Source organism: Stenotrophomonas sp. (assembly GCF_050737575.1).
In the GTDB taxonomy this organism is placed as follows: domain Bacteria; phylum Pseudomonadota; class Gammaproteobacteria; order Xanthomonadales; family Xanthomonadaceae; genus Stenotrophomonas.
Map to the genome: position 1 here is coordinate 165,505 of NZ_JBOHXW010000002.1, position 15,712 is coordinate 181,216.

The 15,712-nt window shown below is 63.2% G+C and carries 14 protein-coding genes; 13 read left to right on the forward strand and 1 reads right to left on the reverse strand.

The features are described 5' to 3' along the window. The 8 genes from ACREP4_RS03890 to pncB all read left to right on the forward strand — a co-directional run bounded on the left by ACREP4_RS03890 (position 1) and on the right by pncB (position 8,620). A complete protein-coding gene (locus ACREP4_RS03890; RefSeq protein WP_431595309.1) occupies positions 1 to 855 on the forward strand; it encodes a general secretion pathway protein GspK in 855 nt (284 codons plus the stop codon). Beyond that, positions 852 to 1,979: a PilN domain-containing protein gene (locus tag ACREP4_RS03895; RefSeq protein ID WP_431594901.1), complete on the forward strand. Its 1,128-nt coding sequence runs from the start codon at positions 852 to 854 to the stop codon at positions 1,977 to 1,979. The genes ACREP4_RS03890 and ACREP4_RS03895 overlap by 4 nt, the downstream gene beginning before the upstream one ends. Then, a complete protein-coding gene (gene gspM / locus ACREP4_RS03900; protein WP_431594902.1) occupies positions 1,954 to 2,565 on the forward strand; it encodes a type II secretion system protein GspM in 612 nt (203 codons plus the stop codon). The genes ACREP4_RS03895 and gspM overlap by 26 nt, the downstream gene beginning before the upstream one ends. Next, a complete protein-coding gene (locus ACREP4_RS03905) occupies positions 2,555 to 3,232 on the forward strand; it encodes a hypothetical protein (protein ID WP_431594903.1) in 678 nt (225 codons plus the stop codon). Before gspM ends, ACREP4_RS03905 begins: the two co-directional genes overlap by 11 nt. 9 nt (positions 3,233 to 3,241) lie before the next feature. Then, complete coding sequence (gspD, locus tag ACREP4_RS03910; RefSeq protein WP_431594904.1) at positions 3,242 to 5,446, forward strand: type II secretion system secretin GspD; 2,205 nt, start codon at positions 3,242 to 3,244, stop codon at positions 5,444 to 5,446. Positions 5,447 to 5,496: 50 nt separating this feature from the next. Beyond that, entirely contained in the window at positions 5,497 to 6,357 is an 861-nt protein-coding gene (locus tag ACREP4_RS03915; protein WP_431594905.1) for a glycosyltransferase family 2 protein, read from the forward strand. Continuing rightward, on the forward strand, positions 6,354 to 7,187 hold the full coding sequence (locus ACREP4_RS03920; protein ID WP_431594906.1) for a glycosyltransferase family 2 protein: 834 nt from the start codon (positions 6,354 to 6,356) through the stop codon (positions 7,185 to 7,187). Before ACREP4_RS03915 ends, ACREP4_RS03920 begins: the two co-directional genes overlap by 4 nt. Before the next feature lie 248 nt (positions 7,188 to 7,435). Continuing rightward, on the forward strand, positions 7,436 to 8,620 hold the full coding sequence (gene pncB / locus ACREP4_RS03925; protein ID WP_431594907.1) for a nicotinate phosphoribosyltransferase: 1,185 nt from the start codon (positions 7,436 to 7,438) through the stop codon (positions 8,618 to 8,620). 319 nt (positions 8,621 to 8,939) lie between these two features. On the opposite strand, the gene ACREP4_RS03930 is transcribed toward pncB, so the two are convergent. Continuing rightward, a complete protein-coding gene (locus ACREP4_RS03930; protein ID WP_431594908.1) occupies positions 8,940 to 9,284 on the reverse strand; it encodes a hypothetical protein in 345 nt (114 codons plus the stop codon). A gap of 408 nt (positions 9,285 to 9,692) precedes the next feature. Between ACREP4_RS03930 and ACREP4_RS03935 the strand changes: the two genes are divergently transcribed. From ACREP4_RS03935 to ACREP4_RS03955, 5 genes are all read left to right on the forward strand, one after another. Continuing rightward, a complete protein-coding gene (locus tag ACREP4_RS03935; protein ID WP_431594909.1) occupies positions 9,693 to 10,217 on the forward strand; it encodes a fimbrial protein in 525 nt (174 codons plus the stop codon). A 76-nt stretch (positions 10,218 to 10,293) separates the two neighbouring features. Next, positions 10,294 to 11,016 carry a fimbrial biogenesis chaperone gene (locus ACREP4_RS03940; RefSeq protein WP_431595310.1) on the forward strand — a complete coding sequence of 241 codons (723 nt, stop codon included), beginning with the start codon at positions 10,294 to 10,296 and terminating at the stop codon, positions 11,014 to 11,016. A gap of 51 nt (positions 11,017 to 11,067) precedes the next feature. Then, complete coding sequence (locus ACREP4_RS03945) at positions 11,068 to 13,686, forward strand: fimbria/pilus outer membrane usher protein (protein WP_431594910.1); 2,619 nt, start codon at positions 11,068 to 11,070, stop codon at positions 13,684 to 13,686. Next, the gene (locus ACREP4_RS03950; protein ID WP_431594911.1) at positions 13,677 to 14,708 is read left to right on the forward strand and encodes a fimbrial protein; all 1,032 of its coding nucleotides are present in this window, start codon (positions 13,677 to 13,679) and stop codon (positions 14,706 to 14,708) included. The genes ACREP4_RS03945 and ACREP4_RS03950 overlap by 10 nt, the downstream gene beginning before the upstream one ends. A 218-nt stretch (positions 14,709 to 14,926) precedes the next feature. Beyond that, the gene (locus tag ACREP4_RS03955; protein ID WP_431594912.1) at positions 14,927 to 15,712 is read left to right on the forward strand and encodes a DUF3667 domain-containing protein; all 786 of its coding nucleotides are present in this window, start codon (positions 14,927 to 14,929) and stop codon (positions 15,710 to 15,712) included.

The following is a 15,712-nucleotide window of genomic DNA, read 5'->3' on the forward strand; positions in this document are numbered from 1 at the left end:
ATGCGTGGTGCCGCGCTGGTGTTGGTGTTGTGGATGATCGCCTTGTTGGCGGCGACGATTGGTGCATTCGCGTTGACCGCGCGCGTGGAATACATGCAGGGGCGCGTGACTGCCGATCTGGGCGGCGGTCAGCAGATCGCCCACGCCGGCATTGATTACGCACTGTCACGGATGCGCGCCACGCCCACGCAACCCGGCTGGCATGCCGATGGGCGCCGCTACCGCTGGCAGTTTGCTGGCCGCAGCGTGGACCTGCGCATCGTTGATGAAACCGGCAAGGTCGATTTGAATCAGGCCGACCGCCCGCTGCTGGAAGGCCTGCTGCGCGCGCTCGCGGTGGAGCCAACGCGTGCCACTCAAGTGGCTGGCGCGATCCTGGATTGGCGCGATGCCGACGATCTGAAACAACCCAGCGGCGGTGCCGAAAGTGCGGACTATGCCGCTGCCGGTTACCCCTATGGCGCCAAGAACGCGCGCTTCGACAGCATTGGCGAACTGCAGCGCCTGCTCGGCATGGACGCGGCGCTGTACACACAGATGGCGCCGCTGGTGACCGTGTTCGGCGGCAGTCGTCCCAATCCGCGTTTTGCCGCTGCGCCGGTGCTGACCGCGCTGGGCATGGATGCGGCACTGGTGATCGCTCAGCGCGAGCGGCAGGGCGCCGCCGATGGGATCGGTCAAACGCCGCCGCTGGCCGTGGAGGCCGGCAGCGGCACTTATAGTGTCGACAGCCGGGTGCAGCTGGGGAACGGCCGTGTGGCGGTGCTGCGCGGCGTGGTCCGGTTGGCGCCACAGGGCGCGCAGGGTACAGCGTACACAGTGTTACGGTGGGAACAGGGAGCGGTAGCGAGATGACGGCGTTGCGCGAAAGACTGGGGCAATGGGGGGCACGCATCGCACCGGGAGCCGGCGGCTTCTGGGCGTGGTGGAAGTGTGCGTTGCTGTCATGGCTGCCGCCGCGCTGGCAGGCGCTGCTTGGTTTGTCGGACGCTCGGTTGTTGTTGTCAGCGCAAGGCGATCGCATTGAAGTGCTGCAGGCGTACGACGGCCAATTGCGGCCGTTGACCCTGCTGCCTGAGCAATCTGGCCCGCAGGCGTTGGAAGCGGCCGTGCCGGCACGCGAATCCAACTTGCCGCGCTTTGCCTTGTTGCCGTCCCATGCGGTGCTGCGCAAAGCGATGCGCCTGCCTGCTGCCGCCGAAGCGCGGCTGCATGACGTATTGGGTTTTGAAATCGACCGGCAAACACCGTTCACTGCCGAGCAGGTGTATTACGACGTGCGCTTGCTCGGGCGCCGCAGCGACGGGCAGTTGGACACCGAATTGGTGGTCGCGCCGCGTCACGTCATCGAATCGCTGCTGTCACCGCGCGAGGCCTGGCAGGGCCAACTCGATGGTGTGGATGTCGCCACCGCAGGCGGCACGCCGCTGGGCGTGAACCTGCTGCCGCAGGCGCAGCGACGCCAGCGCCAAGATCCCATGCGTCGGCTCAACCGCATGCTGTTGCTGGGCGCGCTGGTGATGCTGGTGTTGGCCGGTTGGCAGTTGCTGGATAATCGCCGCAACGCCGCAGCGCAGCTGGCCGCACAAGTGGAGGCCACGGCGGTTCGCGCGCGTGCCGTGGCCGCGCAGCGCCAGCAGTTGCAGGATCTGGTCGATGGCCATGCGTTTTTCGCTGCGCAACGTGCGCAGCAGCCCACCGCGACCGAGGTCATCAACGAACTCAGTCGTCGGCTCGACGATGACACCTGGCTGGAGAAGCTCTCCATCGAAGGCGGTCGCCTGCAGTTGATCGGTATGAGCGGCAGCGCATCCTCGCTGGTCTCCAGACTGGAAGGCTCCACGTTGTGGAAAACCCCGTCACTGACCGGCGTACTGCAGGCCGGCGGTGGCAGCAAGCGCGAACGCTTCACCCTCACCGCCGAACTGCTGGCACCCCGACAGGAGGTCGCCAATGGCGCCGCAGCCCACACGCCGTGATCGTTGGTTGGCCCTGGGCCTGCTGCTTGCCGTGATCGGTGCGGTCTATCTGCTGGTCGTGCATCCGCTGTGGACGCAGCCAATGCGGGCGGTGGATGCACAGATCGCCACGCTGCAGGAACGCCAGCAGCGTATTGGTATTCAACTGCAGCAGGCGCCGCAGGTGGCGCAGCGTCTGCAGCAGGCGCAACAGGCGCTGGCCGAGCAACCCGGCTTCATGCCCGAAGCGTCGGCCGAGCTGGCCACGTCGCGCCTGGTGCAGCGTTTGGAAGAAGCCGCGCGTCAGGCCAGCCCGGACAACCGCAGTTGTGCGATCAGCGACCGCTCGCCGTTGCCGGCCGATACCAGCGGCCGCTTCGTGCGTGTTTCGGTGCAGGTGCGGTTGCGCTGTGGAATGAGCGAATGGATGACCGTGTTGCAGGCTTTGGAAACCGGCGCGCCGCAGCTGCGCGTGGATCGGCTGGATATTCTGGCCTCGGGAGTTGGCCCGGAAGGCGGCAATGGCCTGGACGTGAGTTTTGAACTCAGCGGCTACCTGCGCCCCGGCATCACCCCGCCTGCCGCGGAGGTGTCCGATGCGCAATGACGTTGCCGGTCTGCGTACCTGGTTGCTCGCGGCAGTCGGCGCGTGGGCGCTGGCGGTGTGGGCGGCCAGTTTGTTTGGCCTTGGCAGTCGCATCAGCGCGCCGCCGCCATCGACCGCATTGCCGGCCTTGCCCGCCGTGCCGGTGGCCGACGCGGCAGATACGCGTGCGTTGGACAACACCGAAGCGCTGGCGCGGCCATTGTTCGCCAGCGATCGCCGCCCGCATCCGTTTGTGATGGGTGATGGTGAACAGACTACGGTCGGCACGGTTCGATTGAGTGGCGTGTTGATCACGCCCGAATTGGAGATGGCGACGCTGACCACCGATCAAGGGCGTTCGTTGCGCCTGCGTGTGGGCGGCGAACCGCAGGACGGTTGGCAGCTGTTGTCATTGCAGCCCCGAAGCGCGGTGGTCAGTGGCCCGTCGGGCACGCTCAATCTTGAACTGCAGGTATTCAGCGCCAGCCCGGCCGTCAAAACCGAGGGCGCGCCCACACTGCCTGCGCCGGCGCCCGCAGTGCCGGCATCCACCAGCAATGCGCCTGCTGCGGACGCAGCTGCCGGGCCATCGGCTGATCAGATCCAAGCCATCCGCGAACGCATCCAGGCCCGCCGCAGGCAGGCGCAACAGCAACAGAACGGCGGCGCTGGCCGCCCGAACCCCTAGAGTGAGCTCATGACGTCACGCATCGTTCCCATCACCCTGCTGATCGGCGCCCTGAGCAGTTGCGCCACCACGCCGGTGCCGGAGGTCCGCCGCAATGCACCCAGCAGCGAGCTGACTGCGCCCGCCGCGGGCGAGCCGGCGCGCACCCGTGCGTTGGAAACGGTAGACGCCCCACAAACCGATGAAGGTCAGGGCCGCGCGGTGATCCGCCGTGGCAATGGCACGGTCATCAACCGCGCCGCCGCTGCAGCGCCATCACCGGTGTTGTCCGCCGCCGGCAACGGCAGCGCGGTGTTCAACTTTGAAGGCGAGTCGGTGCAGGCCGTCACCAAGGCGATCCTTGGCGACATGCTGGGCCAGAACTACGTCATCGCCCCGACCGTGCAGGGCACCGTCACGTTGGCCACGCCAAAGCCGGTATCGCCAGCGCAGGCGCTGAACCTGCTGGAGATGGTGCTGGGCTGGAACAATGCGCGGCTGATCTACAGCGGTGGCCGCTACAACGTGATTCCCGCCGATCAATCGCTGGCTGGCACGCTGGCGCCGAGCACCGCGCCGGCTTCGTCGGCACGCGGTTACGAAGTGCGCGTGGTGCCGCTGCAGTACATCTCCGCCACCGAAATGAAGAAAGTGCTGGAGCCGTATGCGCGGCCGAACGCCATTGTCGGCGTGGATGGCTCGCGCAACGTGATCACCTTGGGCGGCACCCGCACCGAGCTGGAAAACTACCTGCGCACGGTTGAGATTTTCGATGTGGATTGGCTGTCGGGCATGTCGGTGGGCGTGTTCCCGCTGCAGTCCGGTCGCGCTGTGCAGGTGGCCGGTGATCTGGAAAAAGTGTTCGGCGAAACCAGCAAGACGCCCAGTGCCGGCATGTTCCGTTTCATGCCGCTGGAGAACGCCAATGCGGTATTGGTGATTACCCCGCAGGCGCGCTATCTGGATCAGATCCAGCAATGGCTGGACCGCATCGACAGTGCCGGTGGCAGCGCACGCTTGTTCTCGTATGAATTGAAGTACATCAAGGCCAAGGATCTGGCCGAGCGGCTGGCGGAAGTGTTTGGCTCCAGCAACACAACGCAGGGTAGCCGTGACAGCGCACCAACCGCATTGGCGCCGGGTGCGGTGCCGTCGCAGCTTGAAAGCGGCAATACGGGCCTGCAGGACAGCCTCGGTCAGGACGGTGCGGCAAACCGGGGGAACGACGGCAGCATGAGCCTGCCGCAGCGGCAGCAGGGCAATATCAGCGTCGCGCTGGAAGTGGCCGGCGATCAGGTGGGCGTGTCGGCGGTGGAGGAAACCAATGCCTTGCTGGTGCGCTCCACACCGCAGGCATGGCGCTCGATCCAGCAAGTGATCGAGAAGCTGGACGTGATGCCGCTGCAGGTACATATCGAAGCGCAGGTTGCGGAAGTGGCCTTGACCGGCGAGCTGAGTTACGGCGTCAACTGGTACTTCGAGAATGCGGTCAACCAGCCGGTGGGCGAAGGCGGCGCAGGCCTGCCCAGCGCCGCTGGGCGCGACATCTGGGGCACCTATGCCGGTGCCATTACCGGCGGCAGCGGATTGGGCTGGACCTTCCTCGGCCGCAACGCCGCGGCAGTGGTCAGCGCGTTGGACAAGGTGACCGACCTGCGTCTGCTGCAGACGCCCTCCATCTTCGTACGCAACAACGCCGAGGCCACGCTCAACGTGGGCGACAAGGTGCCGATCAACACCGTGTCGGTGAACACCAGCGGCGTGAGTGACAACACCTACAGCCAGGTGCAGTACATCGACACCGGCGTGATCCTCAAAGTGCGCCCGCGCGTGACCCGCGACGGCATGGTGTTCATGGACGTGGTGCAGGAAGTCAGCAGTGCGGCCGATGTGCCGGCCAACTGCGATCCCTCCAAGACCTCGTGCAATCCGCGCATTTCCACCCGCAAACTCGCTACCGAAGCAGCCGTGCAGAGCGGTGACACCATCATGATGGCGGGCCTGATCACCGACAGCGCCACCAATGGCCACAACGGCGTGCCCGGGCTGAGCCGCATCCCCGTACTGGGCGCGTTGTTTGGAAGCAAGAGCCGCAACAGCCGGCGCACGGAGGTGATTGTGCTGTTGACCCCGACCATCGTCCGCAACGGCCAGGAGGCGCGTAACCTCACCGACGAATACAGCCAAAAGTTCCGCGCGATGGAGCCGATCAATACACCGCGACAAAAGCCGTGATGCAAGCCGATGCGCACCCTGACCGGTGCGCCTGATCTGGACGGAAGGGGGTGGCAGTGATCGTGTTGTTGCCGTTGGGCGTGGACGATGACGCATTGGATCGTTGTCTCGCCGCGCTGGATCAAACCACGCCCGCCGGTACGTCGATCTGGCTGGCTGACGATGCACAAGCCGGGCCGCGTGCGCAGGCCGTGGTCGAACATTGGCTGGCGCATACCGCGCTGCAGGCCGAATACACCCGCCGCGCACGTTCATTGGGCGAAGCGGCGCATCTGGATGAAATGCTGCGCGCCTGTGATGGCCTTGATGTGGCGGTACTTGCGCCCGACAGCGTGCCGACGCCGGGCTGGCTGCAGCAGCTGCAGGCCTGCCTGGCCCGCGATGCGTCCATCGCCACCGCCACGCCGTGGAGCAATGTTGGTGAAGCGGTGTCGTGGCCGCGCTTGGCCGAAGTGAATGCATTGCCTTTGGACACCGTGCGGCTGACGCAGGCCTTGTCGGCAATGCCTTTGCTGCACCCGGAGTTGCCATCAGCGGTGACCCACGCAGTGCTGATCCGTGGCAGCGCCCGCCGTCGCGCGGGCGGCCTGGATATCCACAGTTATGGCTCGTGGTATGCCGCGCTGGTGGACCTGAGCCTGCGCATGTCCGGCCTGGGCTGGCGCAACGTGCTGTGCGACAACGCCTTCGTGGGCCGCCAGCAGGAAGGGCAGCCGGCCGAGGGTGACATGGACGTGCTGGCCAATCGCTGGCCGACCTGGACTGCGCGACTTGCCGGTTTTTTGATGGACGACCCGTTGCACGCCCATCGCGCGCATCTGCAGACGCTGTGCGAGCAGGCGATAATGCCGCTGGCCCAGCGCGACCTTTTTGACGCCTGTGGCTCTCTTTCAGGTGCGGAGCCGGTGTGAGCGATTCGATTGCCGTTGTTGTTGTCAGCTACCAGAGCGCGAGCACCCTGGACGATTGCCTGCAGCGCCTGCGCGCCGCGCAGGATGTAAGCGAGATCCGCGTGGTGGACAACAATTCCAGCGATGGCACGGTGGATATCGCGCAGCGTCACGCCATTGCCGATCCGCGCGTGCGCTTCATCGCCAACCCCGACAATCCCGGCTTCGCCACCGCCTGCAATCAGGGTGCGGACGACTGCAGTGCGCCGTGGCTGGCGTTCATCAATCCGGACCTGATGGTCGAGCCGCAGACATTGGCGCAACTGCGCGAGCTGGGACGCCCGCTCGGTGATTGCCTGCTGGGCGTGGAGCAGGTGGACGAGCAGGGCAACGCCGATGCCGCGGTGCGCCGACGCGATCCGGATTTCGCCGCCATGTTGCGCCACCCCGGCGCGGGCTCGCGGCTAGCGGTGCTGGTGGATCATTCGGTGCCCTTGCAGCAGGTGCAGGCGTTGTCCGGCGCGCTGCTGCTGCTGCCGCGCAGTCTGTTTGTGCGGCTGGGTGGATGGGACAGCGGCTACCGCCTGCACGCGGAGGATCTGGACCTGTGCCGCCGCGCACGCGAGGCCGGCGCGACGGTCGCCATCGCCAATGGCCTGCAGGTGGTGCATGTGCGCGGCGTATCCAGCCGTTCGCGGCCGTTCTTTGTCGAATGGCACAAGCACCGCGGCCTGTGGCGTTACTTCAAGAAATTCGAGGCTCCGCAACGCAGCCTGCCGGTACGCGCGGGCGTGTGGTGCGCGATCTGGGCGCACGCCGCGCTGCAGGTGCCGCGCCTGCTGCTGCGCTGAAGTCCCGCGTAGGAGCGGCCTCGGCCGCGAAGCCGATCGTGCCCGAAGCCTGCATGCATCGCGCAGCGGGATAGGGAAGCGGCCGCTGTAGATTCATCGGCTTCGCGACCAAGGTCGCTCCTGCGGTCTGTCTGCGTTCGACCGTGCTGCACGGTACGCCTCTTGGCGCACACACCAATGCCATGGCGAGTGAACAAGCGCCCGGGTCTTCGCATGGCCGCCATCGCCAGCAGCGCATAATGCCGGGCATGATCATCCAATCCCTGCTCGACACCGACCTCTACAAGTTCACGATGATGCAGGCGGTGCTGCATCAGTACCCCGGCGCCATCGTCCAGTACCGGTTCAAGTGCCGTACGCAGGGCATTGACCTGGCGCGCTATCTGGACGAGATCAATACCGAGATCGACCACCTGTGCAGCCTGCGCTTCTCCCGCGAGGAGTTGGAATACATGCGCCGGCTGCGTTTCGTGAAGCCGGACTTTGTCGACTTCCTGGGCCTGTTCCATCTGGATCGCAAGTACATCGAACTGCGTGCCTCGCAGACCGTGCCGGGTGAGATCGAGCTGGACATCACCGGCCCGTGGCTGCACACCATCATGTTTGAAGTGCCGTTGCTGGCGATCATCAACGAAGTGTGGTTCCGCAACACCAGCAGCAACGATTTCAGCGAAGGCGAACGTCGCCTGCAGGCCAAGACGGCATTGCTGCGTGACACGCCCGGTTTCGAGGATTGCCGCATCGCTGATTACGGCACCCGCCGGCGCTATTCACGGCAATGGCACGGCACCATGTTGCCGATGCTGCGCGACGCGCTGGGCCCGCAGTTTGTCGGCACCAGCAATGTTTACTTCGCCCGCATGTACGGCATGACGCCGCACGGCACGATGGCGCACGAATACCTGCAGGCGTTCCAGGCCCTGGGGCCGCGCTTGCTCGACTCGCAGGTGGCGGCGCTGGAATCGTGGGCGCGCGAATACCGTGGTGACCTGGGCATTGCGCTGGCCGACGTGGTTGGCCTGGATGCATTCCTGCGCGACTTCGATGCCTACTTCTGCAAGTTGTTTGACGGCGTGCGCCATGACTCCGGCGATCCCTTCAGCTGGGGCGACCGCATGCTGGCGCACTTCAAGGCCAATCGCACCGATCCGACCAGCAAGATCCTGGTGTTCAGCGATGGCTTGAACATCGAGAAGGTGATGCAGCTGTTCGATTACTTCCGTGGCCGCTGCCAGGTGGCATTCGGTGTCGGTACGCACCTCACCAACGATCTTGGCCCGACGCCGTTGAACATCGTCATCAAGATGGTTCGCTGCAACGGTCAGCCGGTGGCCAAGCTCAGTGATTCGCCGGGCAAGAGCATGTGCGATGACCCGGGCTATCTGGCGTATCTGCGGCAGGTGTTCCAGGTGCCGGTGCCGGACGGCGAGTAAATGGTTTGACGTGCATGTCTGCCATATCGATGTGAGTCGTCAACCCGGTTGAGTGATTCGATCAGGTGCACATCCATTGCCAACGAATGTCCCCGTTGTAAGGTGGGTACAGTTCTGTCGCCTGCCAGGTGTCTGCTGAATCGCGCGAAATATGCTTTGTTTTACGAGCTTTTGCACACATTGCAGCGCCAAATCCGATCAAGAACGAAGACGCCCCTGCATCGCAACAGGGGCGTCTGGCGTGTGCGCATCGTTGCGCATAGGCGATTGGCGATTGAAGTGACCGCAACCTCGACTCTGCATCCATGCGCGTTGGGTGTCACGGGTAATCGATGACGACCAGGTAGGTGCCGGATTCTGGCGGTTCGATCCGATAGCGGTCTGAAAATGTCAGATCGCCTGTACCTGAAACCCGCGCCGACAGCTGTGGCGTTTTTGCGATCAATTCGGCCGTTGAAGCGTCACTTTCCTGCGTATGGATGGTGACGCGCAGATCCTTGGCTGATGCGGGGCAGGCATCCAGTTGCAGGTGCTGTTGTCCGCTGAGGCTGGGCACGCAGACGGGATCCACGACGCGACCGCTGAAGCGCACCGTGCCTGTTTGTGCCGAGGCCATCGCGCTGGTTGAAAGCAATGCCGCATACAGAAAATGAGCCGCTTTCATGGGCTTTCTCCGTTGTCCGGAGTACTGAGTAGGCGCCCATTTCGCACTCTGAAAGAAGCTCGGAGATGTGAATCTGTAGCGAGCGCCACGGTTTTCCCCATATTGTTTTGGTGTGCGGCGTTGCCCAGGTTCGCGAGCGGCTTTACGCGATTGAACGCTGCGTTCCCTGTGCGGCTTGCGCGAGGATTTTTCGCGGGACTAGCGGGTTCAACATGGGCTGTCAAACAAGCCGTTTTGGTAGCTTGTGCAAATTGAATCACATAATTTTCTAGACTTGCGTCACGGAATTGCGCGATTGCGTCGTTCCGGGTGCAGGTGTGGCGCAAGGATGGCGATTGCTCAGAACAAGGTATTCCTTGCCTCACCTCTCTATTTTTCATTTCCCATTAGCGAGGTTAGGTATCCGTAATGCGTAAGATCACTCTTCTCTCGATCCTCATGTTGGCCGTGGCGCCGATGGCTGCCAGTGCCGCTGACGGCACGATCACCTTCACCGGCAAGATCACCGACAAGACCTGCGACATCACAACAGGAGCTGGCAAGGACTTCACTGTCCCGCTGCCGACGGTGTCGACCAGCAGCCTGGCGGCGGCTGGCGCGGTGGCCGCGCGTACCCCGTTCGCCATCAACCTGAGCCAGTGCTCACCCGGCCAGGTGGGTACCTACTTCGAGTCGGGCACCACCGTTGATCAGAGCAGCGGCCGTCTGAACAACCAGTTGACCACCAATGCGGCCGGCAATGTGCAGATCCAGTTGGTAGGCGGGAACGGCAACGCGTTGCCGGTGCTGTTGGCCCAGCCAAATTCACAGATGGTCACCGTGGATGGTGATGGCAACGCCACCCTGAACTACTTTGCCGAGTACTACGCAACGGCAGCAGCGACTGCCGGTGACCTGAGCACCAGCGTGCAGTACACCATCATCTACAACTGATTGTTGCTACCACCGACAGCCGGTGCGCAGCACTGGCTGTTGGCTCTTGCTCCCAACAGCGGTCAGGTGCGTTTTGATGAAAGCCTTTTTCACAAGGGCGCTGCTCATGTCAGCGCTGGTGGCAGTGCTGTGTCCGGCTGCGCATGCAGGGGTCGTGATCAACGGCACGCGTGTGGTTTATCCCGAACAGGCGCGTGAAGTGACCGTGCAGCTGCAGAACACGGGGGAGGCCCCTTCGCTGGTGCAGGTCTGGGTCGATAGTGGTGATGCCCGGCAGACGCCAGACACCAGCGATGCGCCTTTCGTACTGCTGCCGCCCATCGCGCGAATCGAAGCCGGCCGTAGTCAAGCGGTGCGGCTGATGTTTTCCGGTGCCCAGCTGCCAGAGACGCAGGAGTCGCTGTTCTGGCTCAACGTGCTGGACGTACCACCGTCGCCGGAACCCAGTGCCGAGGAGCAGAATTTTCTGCAGGTGGCGTTCCGCTCGCGCGTGAAACTTTTCTACCGGCCACGGGCGTTGCAAGGCGAAGCCAACGAAGCGCCGGCTGCGCTGCTGTGGCGCCTGGACGGTAATCGCCTGCGCGTGGAGAACCCCACGCCGTATCACGTGAGCTTTTCCGAAATACACGTTGGTACCGGCACAAGCGAATCCGAGATCAAGGAAAAGAGCGTGATGCTCGCGCCTGGGAAGAGCCAGGAATTTCCCGCATCTGCCGGAGTCACACAGGTGCGTTTTTCAACCATCAATGATTACGGCGGCCGCGTGGAACGTACGGCGGTAGTGGGCAATGGCAACTGATCAGGCGTGGTTTGGATGGCTGCTCCATGGTCCTTGCAAAGGAATGTCAGCGTGATTGGGAATAGATTGGCATTGGCGGTTCAACAAGCCTTGACGCAGCGTGCGTCAGGGGCTGCCGCAGCGGCATCAGGGTGGTGCGTACTGCTGTTGGCCGCGCTGTTGCCGCAGCAGGTGGCGGCCTCAGCATCAGGCACAGTGAATCTGGGTGAGCAGGCCTTGTTGGTGCGCGCTGGCGTGGGCAAGGCACCGGCACGGGCGCGCTTCAATGCCGACATGCTTTCGGGCCAGAGCCAGCAGGTGAACCTGGCGGCCTTTGCCGACGGCAATCCCATGACGACTGGCAGCTACCGCGTGGACGTGTACGTCAACGGCGACTGGAAAGGGCGCCGCGATCTGGATTTCAAGGCCGATGCCCAAGGCCGTGTAGACGCATGCCTGAGCCTTGTACTGCTGGAAGAGCTGGGTGTTGATACCAGCCAGCTGAACGCGCCGCAGGCAGAGGGCTCGGCCGATGCCTGTGCGCCAGCGCACGCGCGCATGACCGATGCTTTCGGTACCTATGACAGCGGCAGCCTGCGATACGACCTGAGCATCCCGCAGGCGTATCTGCGCCGCGAGGCACGCGGGTATGTAAACCCGGCGCTGTGGGACCGCGGCATCAATGCCGGCTTTATTGGTTACACGTTCAATGCGGTGGACAACGAAAACCGTTTGCCGGGTGGTAGCCGCAACCGCAATGCGTATCTGGGCATGAACGCAGGGCTGAACCTGGGGGGCTGGCAATTGCGCCATGACTCCAGTCTTGCCTGGAGCGAAGGCGAAGGCCGTCGCTGGCAGAACATTGCCACCTATGCGCAGCGGGCACTGCCAAAAGTGGGGGGCATGCTGACCTTGGGTGACGCGTACACCAGCGGTGAGTTGTTCGACTCCATCGCCTACCGTGGCGCCAGCCTGGTCAGCGACGACCGCATGTTGCCGGATTCGCTGCGTGGTTACGCGCCGGTCGTGCGCGGCATTGCGGAAACCAACGCGAAGGTGGAAATCCACCAGAACGGGCAATTGATCTATTCAATGACGGTGTCGCCAGGCAACTTCGTCATTGATGATCTGTATCCCACCGGCTATGGCGGTGACCTGGAAGTAAGCGTGGTCGAAGCCGATGGCCGGAAACGGATGTTCAAGGTGCCCTATGGCTCGGTGGCACAGATGCTGCGCGCGGGCGTATCGCGCTATGCGGTAACCGCAGGGCAGGTCCGCAATACGCAGTTGCGGGATGACCCCTGGATGCTGCAGGGCACCTATCAGCGCGGCATGGGCAACCGGCTCACGTTGTATACCGGCAGTGTGTTGGGCCAGGACTACGCATCGGTGCTGTATGGCGCGGGTGTGGCAACGCCGATTGGCGCGGTTGCTGCCGATATCACCCATGCACGCGCCACGCTGCAGCAGGCAGGCAAGCGTCAGGGTTCCAGTGCACGGGTGAGCTACAGCAACCTTATCGCGCAGACCGGCACCAACTTCACGCTGGCGGCGTACCGTTATTCCACCAGCGGCTTCCTCAGCCTTAACGATGCGCTGCGCGCGCGTGAGGCAGTAAGTATCGGGTTGGATCCCAACTGGAGCGGGCGTCGACGCAGTCAGTTCCAGGTGACGGTGAATCAATCACTGGGTGATGCCGGCGGTGCACTGTATGTGAGCGGTTCGGTACGCGATTTCCATGATCGTCCCGGTACCAGCAGCGAGTACCAGGTGGGCTACAACAATAATTGGCGGGCGCTGAGCTATGGTCTTTCGGCTGTCCGTACCGAGGACACGACCTCCGGCGCGTCCGACACCCAGTACCTGCTGAGCGTAAGCGTGCCGTTGGGTCGCCGCGCCCGTCCTCTGTCCTTCACTGCAGATGTCGGCGCACGCGATCACGGCTATGAAAACAGCCGGATCGGCATCGCCGGCGTTGCTGGCGTGGACAACAATCTTTCCTACGGCGTGACGTTGTCCGACCGCCGTAATGGCAACACCGAGAGCTCGGTCTACGCGGCCTATAGCAGCCGCTATGCGGCACTGAGTGGTTCGTACAACCATTCCAGTGACTTCCGACAAGCGTCGCTGGGCGCCAGTGGCAGTGTCGTCGTGCATGCCGGTGGCATCACGCTGGCGCCGCAGCGCGGCGACACGATGGTGCTGATCCAGGCGCCCGGCGCGCGTGATGCCCGGGTTACCAATGCTGCAGGTCTGCGGGTTGATGGGCGCGGCTACGCCGTGGTGCCGTATGTCATGCCGTACCGGATGAGCACTATCACTCTGGATCCCAGTGGCATGTCGCAGGACGTGGAACTGCAGACCAGCAGCCAGTCCGTGGCGCCGTTTGCCGGTGCCATCAGTCGGCTGCAGTTCGACACGCGCAAGGGCCGGGCGCTGTTGATCCAGGTGCGCAGCACCGACGGCAAGGTGCTGCCGCTGGGCGCACAGGTTGCCGATGCACAGGGCCAGGTGCTGGGCATGGTCGGGCAGGGCGGCAAGGTCTATGTGCGCACCGAGCACGACGCCGGTGAACTGCAGATCCAATGGGGCACGCAAGCGCAGCAGCGCTGCAGCTTTGACTATCAAATCAATGGGCAGGACGTTGCATCGTCAGCGGGCTTGATCAATCTGGAGGCAACATGCCGATGACATTTTCAATGCGCCGGTTATGCGTGATGGGAGCGGTTCTTCTGACAAGCAGCGTGTTGGCATTCTCAGCGAATGCGATTTGCTACATGCATCCAAATGACAACACGCTGAGGATCGATTTGCAGACAAACGGTGCAAACCATGTGGTCGTACCGCCAGGACAAACCGTCGGCAGCAACTTCTTTCCTTCCTATTCGGGCTTCTCGTTCCAGACATTCAGGAATGGATCCTGCACGAACGACGGGTACCTGCGCTGGCTGGCCGCACCGGGTTTGGAGCTTGATCCTGTTTATGGAAGCAGTGGCGTTTACAAGACGAATGTGAAAGGTGTGGGGGTGCGCATCCGGGTAAATCACGTAGCTACAAACTTCCCCAGAGACGAAACTTTCGCGAGAACAAGTTCACTGGCAATAGCGAGTCCAACCTACTCATTAGCCCTGGTCAGGACAGGTGCGGAAGTAGGTACGGGCGATATTTTTCCGGTGCCAATGCGGCTTGTGTATGGCTATCTAAATGGCGATACAGCAGCAAGGCCGCTTTCGGAGCTTTGGCTGACTTTGCCTATCAGAATCACGGGGGCCACCTGTAGCCCGGCCGCGGGTACAGCAGGCCAGCCTGTCGTGAACATGGGTGAAGAGCCGAGCTCGACGTTTACCGGGGTTGGCAGTGTTGGGCCGATCCGAAACTTCAATGTCAGTCTCCAGTGCAACGGCGCTGATTTCAGAGGCGTAAGCATCAGCCTGGACGATAGCCGCAACCCCTCTGGCTCAAGCCTTGCCGGCGTATTGGGAATCAGTGGCGATCCTGGTTCCGCCAAAGGGGTGGGCATTCAGATCGCACGGATGGAGGGGACGACTGAGCGGCCGGTGGTCTTCAATCAGAAGATCAATATGGGCAGGACTGGCGGTGGCACGGCAACGCTGACGCTGCCATTGCGTGCGCGTTTCATCCAGACCCGCGCAGGAAAGGTGGACGCAGGATTGGTGAGGAGCGTGGCGGTCTACGACATTCAATACGATTGATGGCACGTGGAGTGATGTGCCTCGGACTTGCTCCTTGAGAGCGCTGCCTTCTCAAGATTTCTTTGGATACAAAATCATCCCGGCCAGGGCCGTCTTCGGTACAACGGCAGGAGCACTTCATGTTGCAGTGGAGCCCGCCCGCCTGGGTGCCGAACTGAAGGGTGGTTGCGCGCAACTCCGCCGTTCTAGAATGCGGCCTTGCCATCGGGGAAGGCTGCATGGGGATGCACGACAACAGCAGGTGTATCAATTGTGAGTGGGCTGTTGCCGGCACCGGGCAGAAATTCTGCCCGAACTGCGGCCAGCCCACGCCGGTGCATCGCATCGACTGGCACTTCCTCGGCCATGAGCTGGAGCACAGCGTGCTGCACATGGACCGCGGCATCCTGTATTCGCTCAAGCAGTTGATGCTGCGGCCGGGGGTGCTGTTGCGCGACTACATTGAGGGGCGGCGCGGCAACCAGGTCAAACCGTTGTTGCTGATCACGATGATGTCGGCGGCGGTGGTGCTGCTCAACAAGCTGGTCAGCGGCGGTAGCCTGATCGACGGGGGCGCTCACCAGGCCATTGCCACAGGCCAGGCGGTACCTGAGCAGTTGCAGCAGTTCATGCTGGCTTCGCGCACGGTGGGCGAGTGGATCAGTGGGCATTTCGCGGCGTTCACGCTGATGCTGTTGCCGTTCGAGGCGCTGACGTTCTGGCTGGTGTTCCGTCGTTTCAGCAGGTTGAACTACCCGGAGTGGCTGGTGATATCCACCCTGCTGACCGTGCAGACCTTCGTCATCTGGCTCCTGCTGATCCCGCTGCACCGCTGGCTGCCTTATGCGCAGTCGCTGGCGGGCCTGATGGGCATGGTCTACGGCGCTGCTTCGTTGATGCAGTTCTTCGCCACGCGCCCATTGCTGTCCACGTTGTGGCGCACGGCGGTGGCGCTGGGGGTGTTCTCGGTGACCAGCACCGTGCTGGTGCTGGTTGCAACGATCGTGGTGACGTGGCGGGCGTGA